Below are 22,224 nucleotides of genomic sequence, written 5' to 3' on the forward strand. Positions count from 1 at the left end.
AGTTTCAGTGTGTCTCAATGCCAGAGAAACCATGTACAGCCAAAGCAAAGTAGTCCCTTGATCGTCCTAAACTACTTTGCTTTGGCTTTGTTTTTTAATGCTTTGTCAATATATTCCCGCCCCTTCTGGACCAAAAATTCAGAGCGGTGATAATCCCAAAGGTTACAGATATTATAGGGAATGTCCACCACCACATCGGGCCGGTATAAATCAACAATCATACGGCTCATTTTCCTGCGCATCACATAGTATGACGCTTGGAGTATATCCAACGAATTCGAAGTCCTTGTATCCAGTTTTTTGATAACAGAATATTGTTTATCCGGTTTAGATTCCAGATTAACCGCTATGATTAGGTTCTCTTTCTTGGTGACATGATTTATAGGCAATGGATTGAGTACCCCGCCATCAACATAGACATGATTGTCGTCTTCTACAGCTGTAAACACCGCGGGAATGGCAATCGACGCCCGAATGGCATCATACATACTTCCAAAGTCCAGCACAACCTCCTTTTCGTAGTTTAGATCTGTCGCAACGGCTTTAAACAAAATAGGGAAAGTCTCAATATTAGCATCCGGAATCACAGATTTCAAGGCGTTAAACACCTTGATCCCCTTCATCATCCCCAGTCCCTTCCAGCTAAAATCCATCATATTAAAGACCGATTTCTTCGTCAGGCGCTGCATCCATTCTTCCAGAACATCCATCTTCCCCTGTGCATAGATACCACCGACAAGCGCTCCTATTGAACAACCTACCACCTCATCGATTTCGTAGCCCAGCTCTTCAAGACGTCGAATAATACCAATATGCACCAGGCCTCTTGCACCACCCCCGCCCAGAACAAGGGTAACTTTACGATTTAAAAAAGCTTTCTCCACCATAGTTATACAAATACTTGAAACACTTGTTTACATCCATGCAACAATGTAAACAGATAATCATCGTTATTATATGTATTTTTGATTACAATATACGCAGTAAAAAAAGAAATATGAAAATAGAAATTTGGTCGGACATCATTTGTCCTTTTTGTTATATTGGTCTGACAAAGCTTGAACTAGCTCTTCAGGAGTCCACAAGTAAGCCATCCGCTAAAATCATCTGGAAATCATATCAGCTTAACCCTGATTATCCCCAAGATGCTCCAGCAATGCCAACCTACGATTACCTCGTTCAAACGAAAGGCATGAGTATGGACGATGTCGTTGCGATGACCTCACAGCTCAGTGCACAAGGAAAAGAGCTGGGTATTGATCTGAACTTTGAAAAAGCAATCGTTGTAAATACAAAAAAAGCACATCGTCTGATCCATTTTGCCCAAGCGCAACAAAAAGGCACTCAGATCAAGAAAGCCTTATTTAAAGCTCATTTTACGGATGGTCTTGATGTAAATAACAACGAGGTGCTCAGCACGATTGCTACGCAAGAGCATCTTTCCGCTCAGGAGGTAAAAAACTTATTGGAATCAGATGAATATGCTTATGATGTTGCACAGGATATTCAAGAAGGTGTCAGCTTAGGACTCCGAGGTGTCCCTTTCTTTGTATTTGACAGAAAATATGCTATCCCCGGAGCGCAGCCCATGGAAGTCTTTCACAACACCATAAATGAATGCTTAGGCAGTCAGCCAACACCGCTTGAACGCAGAGGCAAAGAAGGCCCTTCATGTGATCCTGAAACAGGAAAATGTGAATAAAGAAAGGAAAAATTATTGTTTAATTTTACTATTTTCGCAAGCTTATAACGACAAACAAATTTGGTATAAATGCAGTTAACCAAACTAGAAATTAAAGGATTTAAAAGTTTCGGAGACAAGATCACGATCAACTTCAATGATGGTGTCACAGCGATTGTTGGCCCCAATGGATGTGGGAAGTCCAATGTGGTCGACGCCATACGCTGGGTGCTGGGAGAGCAGAGCACAAAGATGCTTCGCTCCGATAAGATGGAAAATATTATCTTCAATGGAACGAAAAATAGAAAACCGGCAAACCTTGCAGAGGTCTCGCTGACCTTCAACAACAACAATAATATTTTGCCAACGGAATTCTCGACAGTAACCGTCACGCGGAAGCTGTTTCGCAACGGCGATAGTGAATATCGATTGAATGATGTCAAATGTCGTTTAAAAGATATCACAGATCTGTTCCTGGATACCGGAGTTGGTGCGGACAGCTATTCGATCATCGAATTGAAAATGATTGATGAAATTATCAATAATAAAGATAATTCACGTCGCAACCTCTTCGAAGAAGCATCTGGAATCTCTAAGTATAAAGTTCGTAAAAAACAGACTTTGGCAAAGCTGAGAGATACTGAGGCCGATCTTAGCCGTGTAGATGACTTGCTTTACGAAATCACAAAGAACCTCAAATCATTAGAAAATCAAGCTAAAAAAGCTGAAAAATATACCTCACTTAAAGCAGAATACCGCCAAAGCAGTATAGATTTGGCTTATTATAAAATAGCAGATTTCTCGACTGAATTGGAAAGACTTCAAACACAAGAATCCAAGGTTCAGAAAGATGCTGCCAATGCACATCAAAATATCCTGAATGCGGAAACGGAACTCCAATCACTCCGCCAGACAAATTTGGAACAGGAAAAAAACCTTTCGGTACAGCAAAAAACAACGCAGGAATTTGTCAATAAAATCCGAGGTTATGAATCGGAAAAGAAGATCAAAAACGAAAAGGTCAAAAATCTTCAAGATAAAGAGAACCGGTTGAACCTCGATATCAACAGCGATAAACAACAGCTTAATCATGTACTCTACACCATCAAACGACTGAATGAAGAATTGTTTGATGAACAAAATAAACTCGATTCGTTAAAAACGAATCTTGAATCGGATAAATCCGAAGTCGACGAACTGAGGGGACAGCAACAATCGGCAAAGGGAAAGCTTGATCTTTTTAATAAGAGTAATGCTGAATTACAGGCAAAAATCTACAAATTAGAAAAAGATCTTGCCGTATTTACCATTCAGAAAGAAGCCCTCCTCCAAGAATCTGTTCGCAATAGTGTAGATACAGAAGCAAAAGAAGCCGAATTGCAGCAGTTTAATTCTGCTGTTACTGAACTGGAAGGCCGTGTGGAAGCACAGCAGTTACAGTATGACTCAGCAAACCAGCTGGAAGAAGAGCTCCAAGGACAGATCAGTCAGTGCCAGGCAAACCTAGAAGAACTTAAGGCCCAGCTTGCCAAAGACCTCCGTCTGGTAGATGCCAAACAAAACGAATACAACCTCACGAAATCTCTTGTTGATAATTTAGAAGGTTTCCCCGATTCCATTCGGTTCCTCAAGAAAAATGCAGGATGGAAAAAGCAACCTCCGCTCCTATCAGATGTCCTTTTCTGTCAGGAAGATTATCGCGTGGCTATTGAGAACTATCTAGAGCCTATAATGAATCACTATGTTGTCGAAACACAACAAGATGCTGTTCAAGCAATTCAGCTATTGAGCGATGCCGCAAAAGGAAGAGCTAATTTCTTTGTTTTAGATGCCATAACACACTCGCCAAACGCTGCCCCTGCACCAAATGACAATTTGATGTCTGCGTTGGATGTGATTACAGTAGACGAAAAGTACAAGGCTTTATGTACGATGCTGCTCCAGCAGGTCTTTATTCTTAAACATGACAATGAAAAAGAACTGGATGAAAAGCTACCTGCTCTGGGACAGGTGATTCTGCAAAAAAATGGACGTTATTCGAAACATCATTTGGGTCTTTCTGGTGGTTCCGTGGGATTATTTGAGGGCAAACGTATCGGAAGAGCGAAAAACCTCGAAGTGCTATCCCAAGAAATCAAAACCTTAAATCAGGAAATAGCAAAACTTGAAGATAAAATAACCGCCGAAACAGCTCGCTTGGATGTACTACGCGGCAATTCGCAGAAAGAGTTAATCGATGAGCTTCGTTTTCAGCTCAATAGACTGAATAATGAATTAATTACTGTCAAAACAAAGCAAGAGCAATATCAAGCCTTCATCAATAACTCCCAGGCCCGTAAAAAAGATATTCAGGAGAAAATTGAAAGTATAGAATCAGATTTAAGGATTGCCGAGCCACAGCTTCAGGAGCTGCGCCAGGAAAAAGAACAAAGTATCGCCGAATTATCGACTTTACAGGACCAGTTCCATGAAATAGCTGAAATACTTAACGAAAAATCGACCGCATACAATCAAGAGAATATCGCTTATCATCAACAGTTAAACAAAGTTTCCAATATCACGAAAGATCTCGAATTTAGAGAGACGCAGAAGGATGACCACGAACTCCGTCTGGAGCGAAACAGTGCAGAATTAGTTGAAGTGCAAGAAGCGTTAAGAACAACCATTCCATTTGAAGATGAAGAAGATCAGGATCTTATTGCCATGTATGAGCAGAAGATTGCTTTAGAAGATGGTCTTAAAGAATTGGAAGACAACTACTATGCAGATAAGCAGAAAATCAATAATCTCGAAGACGCCCTGACACAGCAGCGTCGTTCAAAAGAGCAGAGTGACTTTCTTATTTCAGAGATCAAAGATAAAAAAACAGGTCTGCAGATCGACCTCAATGCCTTAAAAGAACGCCTTTCCGTTGAATTCAACATTGAATTGAAAGATCTAATTGACCGTGAAGATGCGCCTGAGATCACAGAAGATCAAGCGACATTGGCAACCAAATGTAGCAAACTCAAGAAACAGCTTGATGAATTTGGAACGATCAATCTGATGGCAAAAGAGGCTTTCGACGAGATGAACGAACGCTATGATTTCATTAACAAAGAGAAAGCTGATTTAATTGAAGCAAAAGGATCCTTGATGGCAACAATAAAAGAAATTGACGATACCGCTCAGGTTCAGTTTATGTTTACATTTGATGCCGTGAGGAATAACTTCGTTAAAGTATTCCGTTCGCTATTTAACGAAGAAGACAGCTGTGACCTGGTACTCACAGACCCGAGCAATCCGTTGGATTCAGATATCGACATTATTGCAAGACCCAAAGGGAAAAGGCCGCTGTCTATCAATCAGCTTTCGGGTGGTGAAAAGACCTTGACTTCAACAGCTCTCTTATTCTCACTCTATCTTTCTAAACCGGCACCATTTTGTATCTTCGATGAGGTGGACGCTCCTTTAGATGATACGAATATTGATAAGTTCAACAATATTATCCGGGATTTTTCGAAAAATTCACAATTTATCGTAGTCTCACACAATAAGAAAACGATTGCAAGTACAGACATCATCTATGGAGTAACCATGGTGGAACAAGGTGTATCCCGTGTAGTAGCAGTAGATCTAAGAGAAGTTGCCTAGAGCGCAGCAAAATACACAATAAATAAGGCGGACCGGATGTACATCTGGTCCGTCTTATTTTATATATATATCGATTTAAGTTCCGCCCGACTTTAATGAGACTCTTTACTGCAACAAACAGTGAATTGCTCTGAGCTTATTTCATGTCGCAGATCAATATAAGGATAGCGAGCAGACAGCTGATTCCCCCAATAAATAAACCGACTGATAACCAACGGGCCCGCTACTAATCCCGCCAATGCCCCTGCCATTCGTAGAGGCAAATCCACCAATGCAACACAAGCTCCAAGTGCTGTACCACGCATCTGTAATGCAACTTTTTTATGACTGCCCCCCCTACACAACTATATTTCGAGTACAAATATGCTACGGATCAAAAAGCTAAACATTGACTCAAGTCAAAAAAAGGCTTTAAGTCGAAAATGGGACCTGAAAAATAAAAAGCCCAGAGTGGGGAACTCTGAGCTTTCGTTAGCCATATATTAACCTATTTTATGAAAAGTATTTGTAATGAAAACGTCGCATTTTTGAATTCATTATAAGAATAGATGCCATTTAACATTTTTTAACATTTAGAATAAACGGAGGATCAGCTCAATTAAGCGGGAACAGAATCGTATTTTTTCGTACTCTTGAAGCGATCCCCCATTCGACAAAAAAGCTCGAAGTGGGGAACTCCGAGCTAACCTAACCAATTATTAACCTAAATTTATGAAAAGTCTTATTTATGCAAACAGCCTTTTTTGCTGTTTAGAATTCTAAACGTAAGTGAAGAGCTTATTATTACACATCCCATTCGGAATTATATGAAATTTGACGTTTTTTAACAATTCAATAAGTAACTTTAGGAAAACGAACGTATAAATCAATAGCATATGGCAGAATACGATTTAAATGAACTTCAGAAGATCTACGAAAACAAAGATGTTTTAAACTATCTGGAACAGCATGGCATTCTGGAGATAAAAAAATTCAATGATGTTTACGATTATGAAAAGGAGCTTTACGAGCTCCAAGTCAAGCTCTTAAAACTTCAATATGAAATCATTGAAAAAGGAAAACGGGTACTGATTATTTTTGAAGGCAGGGACGCTGCGGGTAAAGGCGGTACAATTGGCCGTGTAACCCAATACCTGAATCCCAAAAAGGTGCGCGTTGTTGCATTGCCTAAACCAACCGAGGAGGAAGCTGGACAATGGTATTTTCAACGATATATCAAACAGCTCCCCAATGCTGGGGAAATTGTGATTTTCGACCGCAGCTGGTATAACAGAGCTGTTGTTGAACCAGTATTTGGATTTTGCACCAAGGAACAGCACGAGCTGTTTATGAACCAAGTTCCTGAATTTGAGAAGCAGTTAATCGACGATGACATCATCCTTATCAAATTATTCCTGAATATCAGCAAAGAAGAGCAGGCCGAAAGATTAAAAGAGCGAAAAGAAGATATCCTAAAACAATGGAAAATCGGTGTGCTGGACGAGCAGGCGCAGGAGAAATGGGATGTTTATACGGGTTATATTGAAGATTTATTTAAAAAGACAAGCACCAAAAAATCGCCTTGGTTAGAAATTACCAAAGATAACAAGAAAAAGGCCCGCTTAGCGTCCTTCAAACTGATTATCAATGCGCTTGTTGGAAGTGAGCAGGAAAAAATAGATTCTTTCGTTACAAAACACGACTAAATGACTGTCGGTCTGGTAAGATATCATTATAAAAAAACAGGAGGAAAAGTATTACCTCCTGTTTTTTTATAATATTAAAACGAATTAAGATACAAGTATCGTAGTTTCTATTTTAGGTCCTGCGGCCAGCACGGAGTCCGGCATTTCATTATTGAATTTTTCAAAATTCGAAATGAACAGCTTCGCCAAGCGTTTTGCTTGCATGTCATAAGCCTCATCATTGTTCCATAAACCGCGTGCATCTAAAATTTGTGCAGGAACATGCTCTCCACAGCTCGTTGGATATTCCAATCCAAAAATATCATGCTTATTAAACTGAGATTCCAGTAGTGAACCGTCCATGGCCGCGCGAATTAGCGATCGTGTATAATTCAGCTTAATACGTCTACCTATTCCGTAAGGACCAGCAATCCAGCCTGTATTCACTAGCCAAACTTTGATGTTACAATTTTGCTCTAGTTTCGAACGCAGCAAGGCCGCATATTTTGAAGGATGGAGCGGTAAAAATGCCTGTCCAAAACAGGTTGAAAATGCTGCTGTAGGCTCCTTTATCCCGACCTCTGTACCGGCAACCTTTGCTGTATAACCACTGACAAAATGATATACCGCCTGATCGGTGGTCAACAATGAAATGGGAGGAAGTACTCCAAAAGCATCTGCTGTAAGGAAAAAAATATTTTCTGGTTCATTGCCAATTCCATTTATTTCGGCATTTTCCATAAAATCGATGGGATAGGATACCCTCGTATTCTCTGTCTTGCTAATATCGTTATAGTCAGGTCGATCAAATTCATCCAACACAACATTTTCAAGGAGAGCCCCAAAACGAATTGCGTGAAAGATCTCAGGTTCTTTGTCTTCTGACAACCCTACACATTTGGCGTAGCAGCCGCCTTCGAAATTGAATATTCCCCTTTCGCTCCATCCATGCTCATCATCACCAATCAACTTTCTGTTTCTATCAGCCGACAGGGTCGTTTTCCCTGTACCTGAAAGTCCGAAAAATAACGCTGTCTCCCCTTCCTTCGAAGTGTTCGCCGAGCAGTGCATAGAAAGCACATTATGCTGGAATGGCAAAATAAAGTTCAATATTGAAAAAATGCTCTTTTTAATCTCCCCCGTGTAACCGGTCCCTGCAATCAGTACTATCTTTTTTGTAAAGTCAATCGCGACAAAATTTTCGTTGATAATGCCATATTGATGCGGCTCATCGATAAGCAGCGTCGGGGCGGCTAAAATCGACCAGGCTGGCTGGGCATCTGGATTTGGCTCCGGCCGTAGAAACAGGTTATTGGCAAATATACTTTGATAAGCTGTTTCCGTAATAACACGTAAATCTATTTGATAAGCTGGATCAGCCCCTGCAGCACAATCTCTTACATAGATGATTTGATCACTTAAGTGAGCCGCTACTTTCGAGAGTAGTGCTTCGAAATTAGCCGGAGACATTCGTTGATTGATCTCTCCCCACCAAACGCTATCTTTAGTTAAAGAATCTTCGACCAGAAACCGATCTTTTGGCGATCTTCCAGTAAATTTCCCTGTATCAGCAGCTAGCGCTCCCGTATCAGAAAGTCGACCTTCGTGATTTGCTAAGGCATGTTCGACCAATTCAGAAACAGGCAATTGATAAAATACATTTTTTGTACTATCAATTTTTAAATATTTCAAATCAGGCGCGTTTCCAATGTTACCCTTTTTCATATTTTTTGTTTGTTTTAAAATGTGCCCAAATTTAAAGGCATTTTTCGCTAAAAACAAAACTTAATTACCTAAAAATCAAGCTTATTGTACAAAAAACACAAAAACAAAACACTCATTAACAGCAACTTATAGAGGTAAAAAAAATTAAACTTTTTAGCATATTTTTTTAGCACATCAATTTATCACCATCAAAAAATATCACATATTTTTCGTAAATTGTTCCAAGCTTTACAAATATTAATAAGGTAAAAACAGATCATTAAAAGACATATCATCTGCGAATGAAATTACATGCCATAGAAACGGGATTTTTCAAACTTGATGGCGGTGCAATGTTTGGCGTTGTCCCCAAGAGTATCTGGAACAAAACAAACCCGGCCGACTCAAACAATATGTGTACCTGGGGAAACCGCCTGCTCCTCATCGAGGACAGTAATCGTTTAATGCTGGTCGATACAGGATTGGGAGACAAACAAAATGAAAAATTCTTCAGCTATTATTATCTTCATGGCGATGCAACGCTGGATAAATCATTAAAAAATAGTGGGTTTGACAGAAGTGATATCACCGATGTCATCCTTACACACCTGCATTTCGATCATTGTGGTGGCGCTATCGCCCGCCAAGGTGAACAACTCGTTCCGGCTTTTAAAAATGCTCATTTTTGGAGCAATAGCGATCATTGGTCTTGGGCTACCGATCCTAATCCACGCGAAAAAGCTTCTTTCTTAAAAGAGAACATTTTACCAATACAAGAGAGTGGGCAATTAAAATTTGTCGAAGATCACCAAAATCCTTTCGGAAGCAATATTGCTATCCGTTATGCACACGGTCATACAGAAGCGATGATGCTGCCTCAGATACTGTATAAAGGCAAAACGATCCTCTATATGGCGGATCTATTGCCATCGGTGGGACATATCCCCATTCCTTATGTTATGAGCTATGATGTTAGACCTCTCGTGACCATGGAGGAACGCAACAGCTATTGGAATGAGATCGTCGATAATGAATACATCTTATTTTTCGAACACGATCCGATACATGAATGCTGTACACTTCAGCGTACTGAAAAAGGTATTCGGGTAAAGGATATTTTCAAACTGAGCGACATTTAGCTGAGACGTTTATAGAAGATGAAATAGGATATAAAAAGAATATACAAAAAAGGCTACTTTAAAGTAGCCTTTTTTGTATCGAATATATTTTAAAACCTAAAGCCCAAAGCCCAGTAATTTTCAAAAAACCATATTTGTTGAGAGGCTTTATCTACGCCTCTTCTTCCAGTTGTACGAATGTTTGTTAAATCAGTCCAGCCCGTTTTGAAATTCCCCTGAAGGTAGAGTCCTTTATAAAAACGGTAGTGCAAACCAACTTTTGCCGAAGCGCCATACCCTGCAATGTTCCAAAAATGGTTAGCTCCTTCACCAAAAAGATGTACGTCGGAACGAGGAATCAATAAGCCTACATCCACACCCGATTCCATCGTCAATACCTGTTGACCCTTGCGGTTATTGATGATGTCGTCATAACGCTCTAGCCCTACTGAGGCAAAGTTATAGCCATCGGTGTGTTCAAATGTCAGCATGGCGGAGTCTACAGTAATCAATTCACCGTTATATTGACCAGCGCGATTTCCTGTCGGAATACCAGGGCTAGAAATCTCTTCACCGATAAAACCCGAAATTTTCACCTGTTGCGGAATATCGACCACATATTTCATATGGTCCCATCCCAATGAAATGGAATAATTATCCTTGATATAATAACCAAAGTGCAGATTAAATTGCGGAATAGTCAGTCTGCTAGGATCAAAATACGTTGAACCAAATTTAGTTGGCCTGTCACCCGCTTTTACATCATGCAGAATAAAATCATAATTAGGACCCGTAAAATGAATATCTGATTTCGCGTAAGAAGAGAAGTTGTACCCCCAAAAGAAGAAGAATTTGCCCTTGTTACTCTCTGTTCTCAAATTTTTCGGTTTGAAAATGCTTTTTCCTATCTCAGGATTTTCTTGGGCAAATAAGGCAGAAACACTTAGTGCAAGTGCTCCAATCGTTAAAAATATTTTTCTCATATCGGTGCTAAAAACGTTGGGCAAAAGTACCGGCATTCTATTTTATAAGCAAATAAAAACAGTGGAAATTGGTAAAATATGACGAAGATCACAGAAATGTCATTCGATTTAAAAAACAAACCTTCTTGACTTCTCAAGCACCGAGAGCAGTTAAAGCAAACTAGCAAGTTCTTTCTGTCGAGTAACATCAGACACTTTCAAAAAAAAGCTGCTTTCCGGGAAAGCAGCTTTTCATTTTATTTCTAAAGAATTATTATCCTTGATTTTTGCGGATGATATTCAAAGCTCCACCGGCTTTAAACCACTCGATTTGTTGCGCATTGTAGGTATGATTCGCCAAAATCTCTTCCGAAGTACCATCAGCATGATGTAACACAAGCGTTAATGGTTTACCTGGAGCAAATTCTGTCAGACCGATAATATCAATGGTATCATTCTCCTGAATCTTGTTATAATCGTCTTTGTTTGCAAACGTTAATCCCAACATCCCTTGTTTTTTCAGGTTTGTTTCGTGAATACGGGCAAAAGACTTAACTAAAACAGCACGAACACCTAAATGACGAGGTTCCATCGCAGCATGCTCGCGGGAAGAACCTTCACCGTAGTTTTCATCACCGACTACAATTGAACCAATACCGTGTGCTTTATAGTCCCGCTGTGTTGCAGGAACAGGACCATATTCGCCTGTAAGTTGATTTTTAACGCTATCAGTCTTCTCATTGAAGAAATTCAAGGCGCCAATCAACATGTTATTTGAGATATTATCCAAGTGACCACGGTATTTCAACCAAGGACCAGCCATAGAAATATGGTCAGTAGTACATTTACCTTTCGCCTTAATCAATAGTTTCAACCCTTTCAAATCTGTACCTTCCCATGGAGCAAAAGGCTCCAACAATTGAAGACGATCAGAAGTAGGCGCTACATCAACCACCACCGAACTACCATCAGCAGCTGGCGCTTGGTACCCTGGGTCATCTACCGCAAATCCCTTTGTTGGCAACTCATCCCCCACAGGTGGATCCAGCTTCACTTGTTCACCCTTGTTGTTTGTCAAGGTGTCAGTTACGGGATTGAAACCCAAATCACCAGAAATCGCAATCGCAGCTACCAATTCTGGCGATGCAACAAAGGCATAGGTATTTGGATTACCATCTGCACGTTTTGCAAAGTTACGATTGAAAGAGTGAACGATTGTATTTTTCTCTTGTTTATCGGCCCCTACACGATCCCACATACCGATACATGGACCACATGCATTTGTAAAAATTGTCGCATTGAGATCTTCAAAAGTTTTCAGCAAACCATCGCGATCAGCCGTAAAACGCACTTGCTCTGACCCTGGATTAATACCGAATTCAGCTTTTGTGATAAGCCCTTTATCAACAGCCTGTCTTGCAATAGAAGCCGCACGTGACAAGTCTTCATAGGAAGAGTTTGTACATGAACCGATCAATCCCCATTCAACTTGCAGAGGCCAGCCATTTTTCGTTGCTTCTTCACGCATGCGTGAAACCGGAGTATACAAATCTGGCGTAAAAGGACCGTTTAGAGAAGGCTCTAATTCAGACAGATTGATTTCAATTAACTGATCAAAATATTGTTCTGGGTCAGCATAGACCTCAGCATCCGCAGTCAAATGCTGTTTTATAGCATTGGCCGCATCAGCTACTTCGGCACGACCCGTAGCGCGCAGATAACGTTCCATCGATTCGTCATAACCGAAAGTTGAGGTTGTTGCACCAATTTCAGCACCCATGTTACAGATGGTTCCCTTACCTGTACACGATAGCGACTCCGCACCTTCGCCAAAATACTCGACAATGGCACCAGTTCCACCCTTTACAGTCAAAATACCCGCGACTTTGAGGATCACATCTTTTGCTGCCGCCCATCCACTCAACTTACCCGTTAATTTTACACCGATCAGTTTCGGGAATTTAAGTTCCCAAGGTAAACCTGCCATCACATCACACGCATCAGCACCACCCACACCGATCGCAACCATACCTAAACCACCGGCATTCACCGTATGCGAGTCTGTACCGATCATCATACCGCCTGGAAACGCATAGTTTTCCAAAACGACTTGGTGAATAATACCAGCTCCGGGTTTCCAAAAACCGATACCATATTTATTGGATACAGAACTCAAAAAGTTGAATACTTCAGAACTTTCGCTTTTAGCACGAGCCAAATCTTTATCCGCACCCTCTTTCGCCTGAATCAGGTGATCACAGTGTACAGTAGAAGGAACCGCTACCTTTGGACGCCCAGCTTGCATAAATTGCAATAATGCCATCTGTGCAGTTGCATCCTGCATAGCAACGCGATCTGGAGCAAAGTCAACGTAAGAAACGCCACGTTTGTAATCCTCAGTAGCATTGCCATCCCAAAGGTGGGCATACAAAATTTTCTCAGATAAAGTCAAAGGTTTGTTAACCACCTGACGAGCAGCAGAAATGCGCTCATCATATTGGCTATAAACCTTTTTAATCATATCTATATCAAAAGCCATATCTCTCTAATTTATGTTGTTTAATTAAGTTACTAAACCCTATCACTAATTATTTTGTTGGAATAGGCGCAAACTTCGTTAAGTTAATGCCTTCCACAGCAGCTTTATATTCTTCAATATTCGGAATCCGGCCCAAAATCGCTGAAAGAACAACAACCGGAGTTGATGCTAATAAAGACTCCCCTTTTTTACCATCTCTGTCTTCAACGACACGTCCTTGGAATAAACGGGTTGACGTAGCCATTACCGTGTCACCTTTAGCTGCTTTCTCCTGGTTACCCATACAAAGGTTACAACCAGGACGCTCCAAATACATAATATTCTCGTATTCAGTACGCGCAGTACTTTTTGGTAAAGCATCGCTAAATTCAAATCCAGAGTACTTTTGTAAGAATTCCCAATCGCCTTCCGCTTTTAGCTCATCAATGATATTGTATGTTGGCGCTGCAACGACCAAAGGCGCTTCAAACGTAACAACACCTTTTTGCTGTTCAATATTTTTCAACATCTTCGATACGATCTTCAAATCGTCTTTGTGAACCATACAAGAACCGACGAAACCTAAGTCCACCTTTTTGTTTCCACCGTAGTAAGAAAGATCGCGAATTGTATCGTGTGTATAACGTTTCGAAACATCTGCATTATTCACATCCGGGTCGGCGATCATCGGTTCTTCGATAATATCCAGATCAATAACAACTTCAGCGTAATACTTCGCATTGGTGTCTGGAGTTAAAGCAGGCTTAGTACCAGATTTAATTTCCTCAATACGTTTGTTCGCTTTGTCAATTAAGCCCTGCAAAACATTGTTTTTGTTTTCCATGCCTTTATCGATCATAATCTGGATACGGTTTTTAGCGATTTCCAATGATTCGATCAGCGTATTATCCTGTGAAATACAAATAGAAGCTTTCGCTTTCATTTCTGCAGTCCAGTCTGTAAAAGTAAATGCCTGATCCGCTAAAAGCGTACCGATATGAACCTCAATAATTCGACCTTGGAACACATTTTCACCGGCAAACTGTTGCAACATCTGCGCTTGTGTCGCATGAACCACATCACGGAAATCCATGTGTTCTTTCATACTGCCTTTAAACGTAACTTTGACCGATTCAGGGATTGGCATAGAAGCTTCACCTGTCGCTAAAGCTAGCGCCACCGTACCGGAGTCAGCACCAAAAGCAACACCTTTAGACATACGGGTATGTGAATCACCTCCGATAATGATTGCCCACTCATCGATGGTAATATCATTTAATACCTTATGAATAACGTCCGTCATCGAATGGTACACCCCTTGAGGGTCGCGTGCAGTGATCAATCCAAAATCATTCATAAATTTCATCAATTTAGGAATATTAGCTTGTGCTTTTTTATCCCATACCGATGCAGTATGACAACCTGATTGATAAGCCCCATCTACCGTAGGCGAAATTACTGTAGCAGCCATCGCTTCTAATTCCTGCGCAGTCATCAAACCTGTCGTATCTTGCGAGCCAACGATATTCACCTTCACACGCACGTCAGAACCAGCATGTAATACCTTACCTGGCGTTACACCTACCGCATTTTTATTGAAGATTTTCTCCACTGCCGTTAGACCCTGGCCTTCAATTGTAATTTCTTTTGAAGGGGCAAATACTGCTGGCGCTTGAATACCTAAAGTTTCCGCTGCAAAAGTTTGGATCTTTTTACCAAAGACAATAGCATAAGAACCACCTGCTTTAATAAATTCCATTTTTTGAGGAGTCAAAGCTTTCGAAATATCGATTAGCTCCTGCTCGCCGTTATATAATTTTTTAGTCTTGGTATTAATTGTTAAGACAGTACCTGTAGCAACAGAATAAGCTTCTTCAAGAATTGGCTCGTTTTTCTCATTACGGATTACGTTACCATTTTCATCCACTTTCTTCACCCAGTTTTTAAGGTCTATACCGATACCTCCGGTTACGTCCACTGTTGTCAAGAAAATTGGTGAGATACCATTCGTACCACCAACAATTGGTGCAATGTTGACAAAAGGAACGTAAGGGCTCGCTTGTTTACCGGTCCATAGTGCAACGTTGTTTACACCCGACATACGAGATGACCCCACTCCCATTGTTCCTTTCTCAGCAATTAACATAACGCTTTTACCAGGGTGTTGTGCCTGTAATTCAACGATCTGTTGCTGTGCTTCAGGTGTGATCATACATTTTCCATGTAATTCACGATCTGAACGCGAGTGTGCCTGGTTACCTGGCGACAATAAATCTGTCGAGATATCACCTTCACCAGCGATAAAAGTAACCACTTGAATTTCCTCAGCAACCTCAGGCAGTTTCGTAAAAAACTCTGCTTTTGCATAGCTTTCTAAAATATCTTTCGCAACTTCATTGCCTTGCTCAAAAGCTTCTTTCAAACGAGCAGTATCTGCGTCGTATAAGAAAACTTGTGTTTTAAGAACCTCAGCCGCCTGTTTTGCAATAGCTAGGTCTGTGCCCAAAGCCAGGTCCAATAAGACCCTGATCGAAGGACCACCCTTCATATGTGACAACAATTCAAAAGCAAAATCAGGTGTAATTTCAGCAACAACTGATTGACCCAAAATAATTTCCTTCAGAAATTGTGCTTTAACACCCGCTGCAGGCGTAGTACCCGGCAACGTGTTGTAAATAAACAATCTTAAAGATTCAGCTCTATTTTCATTGTTTAAATCTTTAATCTGAGCAATTACCTCACTTAGTAATTCTGCTCCATCAATAGGCTTAGGATGTAATCCTTGGCCTTCTCGTTCTACAACCTCTTGTACGTAATCGTTGTAAATACTCATAGATATCTATCTTTCTATTTTATGGGCAGCATAAAAACACATTATCTTTCTACGCCACCATGTCTGTTATATAATTAAGCTAATACGCCATCTATCGGGTCCCCCTAACAAATCACAAATTAACCCTTCCACTTCATGTTTTGAAGTTGATTCATTTGTCGTAAATCAACTTGTATGACTAATTACAAAAATAGTGAAAATCCAACTTTAAACGCATGCATTCCATTTATTTAAATCAATTTGGAATTGTTCTAAACAGAACTTATGCAATCCCGCCATCTTTCTTTGCAATCCACTAGTTTGCATTTATTTCTTTCAAAAAAAAAGGTGATTTATATTATCAAATCACCTTTTCCTTTTATATACTTTCTACAGTTATATCAATGTCTTTTAATGCTTTCACAGTTTCCAAAGGATCTGTCGCGTTGAAGACAAATGAACCTGCCACCAGCACATCTGCTCCCGCTTTCAATAACTGTGCTGCATTCGCAGTCGTTACTCCCCCATCGATTTCAATCAGCAGTCCATCATTCACGCCCTGTGCCATCGCCCTTAGTTCCTGCACCTTGGCGTAGGTATTCGGAATAAATTTCTGACCACCGAACCCTGGATTAACAGACATGATACACACCAGGTCTAAATCTGCAAGAACATCTTTTAATAGAGCAACCGGTGTATGTGGATTCAATGCGACACCAGCTTTACATCCCAATTCTTTTATAGCAGCTATTGTACGATGCAAATGTGTACATGCTTCGTAGTGCACTGTAATGATCTCAGCACCCGAATCTTTACATACTTGCAGATAACGATCGGGGTCAACAATCATCAAATGTACATCCAAAGGTTTAGCAGCATGTTTTGCAATAGCCTGCATAACTGGAAATCCAAAAGAGATATTTGGAACGAAAACCCCGTCCATAATATCAATATGAAACCAATCTGCCTCACTGTTGTTTACCATGATAATATCATCGTATAATTTTGCAAAGTCTGCAGCAAGAACGGATGGTGCAATTAGATGTGATTTTGTTGACATGTTGTATTTTTTTTGCAAAGATAACAAGTATTTTTTGTTCATCACAGCATTTACCCGATTTAATACCTACAAACGACAATTGGCAGAAGCTGCAGAAAATAAATTATAACTACATTTGTATATTAACATTATATTAAAAATATAGCTCACAGTGGGAAGACTAAAAATAAAGTACAAAAGAGAATTAAATACAACGGAGAACCTCGTCCGAAAAATTGGATTAATACTTATCACTATTATTCTGATCTGTATATTCCTTCCCAAACAGCCTCGTTTTCGCTATGAATTCCAAAAGGGAAAAGTATGGAATCATGAGAATCTGATATCACCTTATAATTTTGCCATATTAAAAACGCAGGAAGAATTGAATGCGGACAAGAAAAGTATCTTGAACACGATTCAACCGATTTATAATGCCAATACGACGACAAGCAAAGAGCAAATTGATCAGTTCAATACCGATTTGGCCGAAAAATGGCAAAGCAGCAAGCTGGATACAACACATGAGAATATTGCGGATTATAGAAATGCCGGCAATGCCATCTTAAGCCATCTCTATGGTAAAGGCATCCTTTCATTGAACAATCGGTTTCAGAACCGCAGCAATGACAAATCTCCAGCTTCCAAGCATTATAATTTCACACTGATCCAGGATAAAGTTGCCAGTCAAAAAAACACGGCCGACTGTTACACCATCGAAAGCTCCTATGGTTACATGGATGAGATCATGCCCAAATTGACCAAAATAAAACAAAAGAGCTGGCTCGAGGAGACTTTAAAAAACTATATTACCATTAACTATATTTATAACGACCAGCAGACGGAGGCCTTGGAACAGAATGCCATTGCTAATATTTCAGCGACACGAGGTGTAGTCCAAAAAGGCGAACTGATCGCCGAAAAAGAAAAAATAATTTCCAATGAAACTTACCAGAAACTCGAATCGCTCCGGAAGGTATACGAAGATGAAGGCAAGATCAGTGGTAATCAAAATTATGTGACATTAGGGCAATTTCTAATCATCTCGCTCGCCCTTTCAATTCTAATGGTTTTCCTTTTTCTTTTCCGTAAGGACATCTATTTCAACAACAGATTGCTGGTCATTATCATGATTGTCATTATAGGTATGCTCGGCGTCCTATCCTGGGCCATTAAAATCAAGATACCGAATCTCTATTATATGCCGTTTTGTGCCGTCCCCATTATTATTCGTATTCTATTTGATACGCGTGTGGCGCTAAATATCCATCTGTTGATGGTGCTGCTGGCGGGTCTTTTTGTACCAAATAGTTTTGAGTTTGTCTTCCTGCAATTTATGGCGGGCATCGTTGCGATCTATAGTATTAAAACATTGGTCAAACGGGAGCAGCTGTTCATTTCCTCGGCTATCATCCTCGGCACCTATTGGATTGCTTATATCGGCTTGGTCGTCACAAGAAACGGATCAATAGACACCATTTACTGGTCTGACCTTCTTCCCTTTTTCGTAAGCGTCATGATCACCTTATTGGCTTATCCGATGATCTATGCATTCGAAAAGTTGTTTGGCATTGTCTCTGATCTCACACTCATGGAACTTACCAATAGTAATTCCAAATTATTGCGGGAACTTTCTTTTAAAGCTCCGGGAACCTTTCAGCACTCCCTACAGGTGGCTAATCTAGCGGAAGCCGCTATCTACAAAATCGGCGGGAATCCACTGTTGGTCCGCGCCGGAGCCCTATACCACGATATCGGAAAATTGACAAACCCTCAATTTTTCATCGAGAATCAGAAGACAGAAAAAAATCCGCATGACGAGCTTTCACCGGAACAAAGTGCGCAGATTATTATATCACATGTCATCAAAGGGGTCGATATTGCCAAAAAACATCAATTGCCCGACGTGATCCTTGATTTTATCCGCACACACCACGGAACGACGCGTGTTGACTATTTTTATAACGTTTTTGTCAAGAACAATCCCGACAAACTGGTGGATGAGTCTTTATTTACCTACCCCGGCCCTATTCCTTTTTCAAAGGAAACAGCCGTACTCATGATGGCAGATTCGGTCGAAGCCGCATCCCGTGCGTTAAAAGAACCATCGGAAGAGTCTATCAATAATCTTGTCGATAAGATTATTGAACATAAATTGATGCGGGGACAGTTCAATAATAGTAACATTACGCTAAAAGATATCACCGAATCGGCAGTTATTTTTAAGGCAATGCTCAAAAGCATCTACCATGTTCGGGTAGATTACGATTTAAGCAAAAAAACAATGTAATTTTAATTGTCAAACAACAAATTGAATTTCAAACGCTTATTGCAACGTTACATTTTTTTTGCATTTTTTTTATTATTTAGACTTTGCAGAATCAAATAATTGCCTTATGTTTGCAATGTCAAAACGAGGAAGGGTGCCTGAGTGGCCGAAAGGAACAGTTTGCTAAACTGTCGTACTGGAAACGGTACCGCGGGTTCGAATCCCGCCTCTTCCGCAGACAACAGCGCTTTCAGAGAAATCAGAAAGCGCTTTTTTTTTGTTTCTGGTGAAAGACAGCACCAAAAACAGCACCTTGTTTAAAATCCAGCAGAAAGCGGTTCATGAGAACAAGACAGTTCAAGAACACCTATAAAATTTAGCTATCGAATCCTACTCTTCACATAGTCCATCGTAATCCGTACAATTTTTAAAACAATTGAAAAAAATGTTTTAAATTCTCAAGCCAATTAGGGCTGACGTCCTCGGGTTGTGTTCGTATTGTGTTCGTACCACCTTCGGAGATGAACAATCTGGCGACCATTATTGACCTAATTCCGACCAGATAATTCCTGTACAGAGTCTGGTCGGAATCAGGTCAGCATTTGTACAATATCTGTATCGCATCCGAATAAGGTACGAAGCAGGTACGAACAAAAGGCAAGTTACATTCCTGAACATCGTTGTACAGTCTTTAGGCCCCAATAAGTATTGCAAATATTTTATCAATTTATTACATTGTGTTTGATTTTCATAACGCTATTAGATTGTTAAAAGCAATTTGTCCAACTTTGGCAATATGAAACAGCTTAAAAGAACAGGTCATCTACAAATTCCCTTCGGTACGCTCGAACTTGTACTCCTGACAGATGGTTATTTTACACTAGAAACATTACAGCCTACCCTTGCCCCAAAAATACAGTCTCAACTAGTCGAAATGGAACTGCAAAGGCTTTCACTTTCAACAAAGATCTACCAAGCACCCATCATCATCATGCTGATTAAACAACAGAATCGATACATACTCATTGATACTGGTGAGGGACATTATGACACCGACAAAGCCGGAAATTTAATGGAAAGTCTGCTTTTAGCGAATATTGACTGTAATAAGATAACAGATATTCTCATTACGCACGCACATCGCGACCATATCGGTGGCATATTGGATTCCGATGGTTCACCCAATTATCCAAACGCAACATACTACATGGCTAAACCCGAATTTGAGTTCTGGATGTCAGATCGTCCTGATTTTTCGAAGAGCGAAAATCCAGAAATTGCTCAAGCTAGCATCGATTTAATACGAAAAACACTCGTTGCTATTGAGGTCAAATTACAGCTATTTGAACCGGGCGATCAACTATTTTCCTGCATTCATACAGAATCAGCAGCTGGGCATACCCCAGGACATATCATCTATACAATAAAATCCGACAATAGAGCAATTACAAATCTTGTTGATCTGATACATTCACCGATCCTAGTTTCCCAGCCTCATTGGGGAACTCAATGGGATATTGACTTCGATCGTGCTGTGGATACACGGATAAAAATACTTGATCGCTGTTATCAAGAACAGACACTTGTGCTCGCATCTCATATGCCTTGGCCGGGGATAGGCTTCATTGGTAGAAAAAACAACGGTAAAGAATTGGAGTGGATTCCTAAAAACAGCATTAACTAAAATCTCTTTTCCAAAAGACACACAGCAGACAAATAATCTCCTTCAATTCCTGAAAATATTCAAAATGCTCTCTTTCATAATTTTTGTTTTCATCATATCCAATTTTTTGTAGCAAATGACATTCTCAAGGATTATAAAATATCGTTTCTGGCACTATACAAAAAAATACCTGAAACCAGTGATAAGGGGTATGGGCCAATTCAGCTATTTTTGTAGGAAAGAAGAGTGAAAAATGAAAAAGTTAATTGGATGCTATTTTATTATTTTAAGCATCGGACCACTTTGCTTAAAAGCGCAGGAAAATTTAAAGTTTGACGATAATTTCAACGTATGGAACATACAGAAAGGCCAGTCAGCAACTGTTTTTGCAGCCAAAGCTTACGTCCGTGCTCAACCCAGTCTAAAGGCAGCAATCGTAGATTCTTTATCCGTCGGAAATGTCGTTACGATCAATAATAATCCCATCAAAGGAAATACACTAAAAAATTTTTATGCTCCTTGGTATGAGATAAGTTATTCCGACGGTAACAGCAAAAAGAATGGATTTATTTGGCTTGGACTATTAGCGCTCGGAAAACAGACCGCATCAGACGGCTCGCAATATATTTACGGTTTTGAACGTTTCACCAAAGGTATCAACGAACAGGAACAGGATCATTTCTCAACCGGGGTAAAACTTATCGACGCAAATGGAAATTTTCTAGCTGAACACACCTTCCCTTTCGCCTATTCAGAACAAACCTTCTCCCAAAGTAAATTGCTGCCAGCAATGGGGCTGCAAAATGTCAAACACATTATTCGCATCGAATTTCTGGGCGAAGCTTGTGGCATACCCTCTGAATATAACTATGTGGCCTGGACGGGACGGCAGCTGGTTGATCTTCCTAGCCGATATTCGGTTAGTGATGCTGGTGTGTTCTATTACGATGAAAAGATTCTTTTCCCTTCCGAACACGGAAAAAATAATCAGATTATCTATAAATACATTGAAGAGGGAGAAGTTATCGACGATAATGCGGAAAATCCAAATTTTAGGGTCACAAAAAAGAGTGAAGAATTTCTATGGAACGGCATTGGCTTTGAAAAGCTTTCGAAAGCTAAATAGTATTTTAAACAGATTTCAATATACTGAATACATAC

General features: G+C 40.1%; 14 protein-coding genes and 1 tRNA gene. 8 read left to right on the forward strand and 7 right to left on the reverse strand.

Going from position 1 to position 22,224, the window contains the following annotated elements:
* Positions 1-71 precede the first annotated feature (71 nt).
* Complete coding sequence (locus B3600_RS03290; protein WP_070561100.1) at positions 72-887, reverse strand: patatin-like phospholipase family protein; 816 nt, start codon at positions 885-887, stop codon at positions 72-74.
* Positions 888-997: 110 nt separating this feature from the next.
* Here B3600_RS03290 and B3600_RS03295 point away from each other — a divergent pair, with 110 nt between their 5' ends.
* Complete coding sequence (locus B3600_RS03295) at positions 998-1,702, forward strand: DsbA family oxidoreductase (protein ID WP_286752060.1); 705 nt, start codon at positions 998-1,000, stop codon at positions 1,700-1,702.
* A 69-nt stretch (positions 1,703-1,771) separates the two neighbouring features.
* Positions 1,772-5,314: a chromosome segregation protein SMC gene (gene smc, locus B3600_RS03300; RefSeq protein ID WP_286752061.1), complete on the forward strand. Its 3,543-nt coding sequence runs from the start codon at positions 1,772-1,774 to the stop codon at positions 5,312-5,314.
* A 92-nt stretch (positions 5,315-5,406) separates the two neighbouring features.
* Here smc and B3600_RS03305 read toward each other — a convergent pair whose 3' ends face one another.
* The gene (locus B3600_RS03305; RefSeq protein ID WP_286752062.1) at positions 5,407-5,619 is read right to left on the reverse strand and encodes a hypothetical protein; all 213 of its coding nucleotides are present in this window, start codon (positions 5,617-5,619) and stop codon (positions 5,407-5,409) included.
* A gap of 570 nt (positions 5,620-6,189) precedes the next feature.
* Here B3600_RS03305 and ppk2 point away from each other — a divergent pair.
* A complete protein-coding gene (ppk2, locus tag B3600_RS03310; protein ID WP_286752063.1) occupies positions 6,190-6,999 on the forward strand; it encodes a polyphosphate kinase 2 in 810 nt (269 codons plus the stop codon).
* 84 nt (positions 7,000-7,083) lie between these two features.
* Here ppk2 and pckA read toward each other — a convergent pair whose 3' ends face one another.
* A complete protein-coding gene (pckA, locus tag B3600_RS03315) occupies positions 7,084-8,703 on the reverse strand; it encodes a phosphoenolpyruvate carboxykinase (ATP) (protein WP_286752064.1) in 1,620 nt (539 codons plus the stop codon).
* A gap of 281 nt (positions 8,704-8,984) precedes the next feature.
* On the opposite strand from pckA, the gene B3600_RS03320 reads away from it, so the two are divergent.
* Entirely contained in the window at positions 8,985-9,821 is an 837-nt protein-coding gene (locus B3600_RS03320) for an MBL fold metallo-hydrolase (RefSeq protein WP_112376373.1), read from the forward strand.
* An 89-nt stretch (positions 9,822-9,910) separates the two neighbouring features.
* Here B3600_RS03320 and B3600_RS03325 read toward each other — a convergent pair whose 3' ends face one another.
* The 4 genes from B3600_RS03325 to rpe all read right to left on the reverse strand — a co-directional run bounded on the left by B3600_RS03325 (position 9,911) and on the right by rpe (position 17,152).
* The gene (locus B3600_RS03325; protein ID WP_286752065.1) at positions 9,911-10,783 is read right to left on the reverse strand and encodes a hypothetical protein; all 873 of its coding nucleotides are present in this window, start codon (positions 10,781-10,783) and stop codon (positions 9,911-9,913) included.
* Positions 10,784-11,036: 253 nt separating this feature from the next.
* The gene (locus B3600_RS03330; protein ID WP_046672871.1) at positions 11,037-13,301 is read right to left on the reverse strand and encodes an aconitate hydratase; all 2,265 of its coding nucleotides are present in this window, start codon (positions 13,299-13,301) and stop codon (positions 11,037-11,039) included.
* A 49-nt stretch (positions 13,302-13,350) separates the two neighbouring features.
* Positions 13,351-16,113 carry a bifunctional aconitate hydratase 2/2-methylisocitrate dehydratase gene (locus B3600_RS03335; RefSeq protein WP_286752066.1) on the reverse strand — a complete coding sequence of 921 codons (2,763 nt, stop codon included), beginning with the start codon at positions 16,111-16,113 and terminating at the stop codon, positions 13,351-13,353.
* A gap of 358 nt (positions 16,114-16,471) precedes the next feature.
* Positions 16,472-17,152 carry a ribulose-phosphate 3-epimerase gene (rpe, locus tag B3600_RS03340; protein WP_046672873.1) on the reverse strand — a complete coding sequence of 227 codons (681 nt, stop codon included), beginning with the start codon at positions 17,150-17,152 and terminating at the stop codon, positions 16,472-16,474.
* 151 nt (positions 17,153-17,303) lie between these two features.
* Here rpe and B3600_RS03345 point away from each other — a divergent pair, with 151 nt between their 5' ends.
* The 4 genes from B3600_RS03345 to B3600_RS03360 all read left to right on the forward strand — a co-directional run bounded on the left by B3600_RS03345 (position 17,304) and on the right by B3600_RS03360 (position 22,189).
* Positions 17,304-19,421 carry an HD family phosphohydrolase gene (locus B3600_RS03345; RefSeq protein ID WP_046672874.1) on the forward strand — a complete coding sequence of 706 codons (2,118 nt, stop codon included), beginning with the start codon at positions 17,304-17,306 and terminating at the stop codon, positions 19,419-19,421.
* Between the two features lie 127 nt (positions 19,422-19,548).
* A tRNA-Ser gene (locus B3600_RS03350) sits at positions 19,549-19,635 on the forward strand.
* 561 nt (positions 19,636-20,196) lie between these two features.
* Positions 20,197-21,084, forward strand: coding sequence for an MBL fold metallo-hydrolase (locus B3600_RS03355; RefSeq protein ID WP_286752067.1), 888 nt, complete (start codon positions 20,197-20,199; stop codon positions 21,082-21,084).
* 232 nt (positions 21,085-21,316) lie between these two features.
* Positions 21,317-22,189 (forward strand): SH3 domain-containing protein, encoded by an 873-nt coding sequence (locus B3600_RS03360; protein ID WP_286752068.1) that lies wholly within the window; start codon positions 21,317-21,319, stop codon positions 22,187-22,189.
* The last annotated feature ends 35 nt before the right edge of the window (positions 22,190-22,224 follow it).

Origin of the sequence: Sphingobacterium sp. UBA2480, from assembly GCF_002341965.1 — a bacterium.
Classification (GTDB): domain Bacteria; phylum Bacteroidota; class Bacteroidia; order Sphingobacteriales; family Sphingobacteriaceae; genus Sphingobacterium; species Sphingobacterium multivorum.

Bases quoted from the DNA above. Each gene is read 5' to 3' on its own strand.
- B3600_RS03290 (WP_070561100.1), bottom strand. From the start codon at position 887: ATGGTGGAGAAAGCTTTTTTAAATCGTAAAGTTACCCTTGTTCTGGGC.
- B3600_RS03295 (WP_286752060.1), top strand. From the start codon at position 998: ATGAAAATAGAAATTTGGTCGGACATCATTTGTCCTTTTTGTTATATT.
- smc (WP_286752061.1), top strand. From the start codon at position 1,772: ATGCAGTTAACCAAACTAGAAATTAAAGGATTTAAAAGTTTCGGAGAC.
- B3600_RS03305 (WP_286752062.1), bottom strand. From the start codon at position 5,619: ATGCGTGGTACAGCACTTGGAGCTTGTGTTGCATTGGTGGATTTGCCT.
- ppk2 (WP_286752063.1), top strand. From the start codon at position 6,190: ATGGCAGAATACGATTTAAATGAACTTCAGAAGATCTACGAAAACAAA.
- pckA (WP_286752064.1), bottom strand. From the start codon at position 8,703: ATGAAAAAGGGTAACATTGGAAACGCGCCTGATTTGAAATATTTAAAA.
- B3600_RS03320 (WP_112376373.1), top strand. From the start codon at position 8,985: ATGAAATTACATGCCATAGAAACGGGATTTTTCAAACTTGATGGCGGT.
- B3600_RS03325 (WP_286752065.1), bottom strand. From the start codon at position 10,783: ATGAGAAAAATATTTTTAACGATTGGAGCACTTGCACTAAGTGTTTCT.
- B3600_RS03330 (WP_046672871.1), bottom strand. From the start codon at position 13,301: ATGGCTTTTGATATAGATATGATTAAAAAGGTTTATAGCCAATATGAT.
- B3600_RS03335 (WP_286752066.1), bottom strand. From the start codon at position 16,113: ATGAGTATTTACAACGATTACGTACAAGAGGTTGTAGAACGAGAAGGC.
- rpe (WP_046672873.1), bottom strand. From the start codon at position 17,152: ATGTCAACAAAATCACATCTAATTGCACCATCCGTTCTTGCTGCAGAC.
- B3600_RS03355 (WP_286752067.1), top strand. From the start codon at position 20,197: ATGAAACAGCTTAAAAGAACAGGTCATCTACAAATTCCCTTCGGTACG.
- B3600_RS03360 (WP_286752068.1), top strand. From the start codon at position 21,317: ATGAAAAAGTTAATTGGATGCTATTTTATTATTTTAAGCATCGGACCA.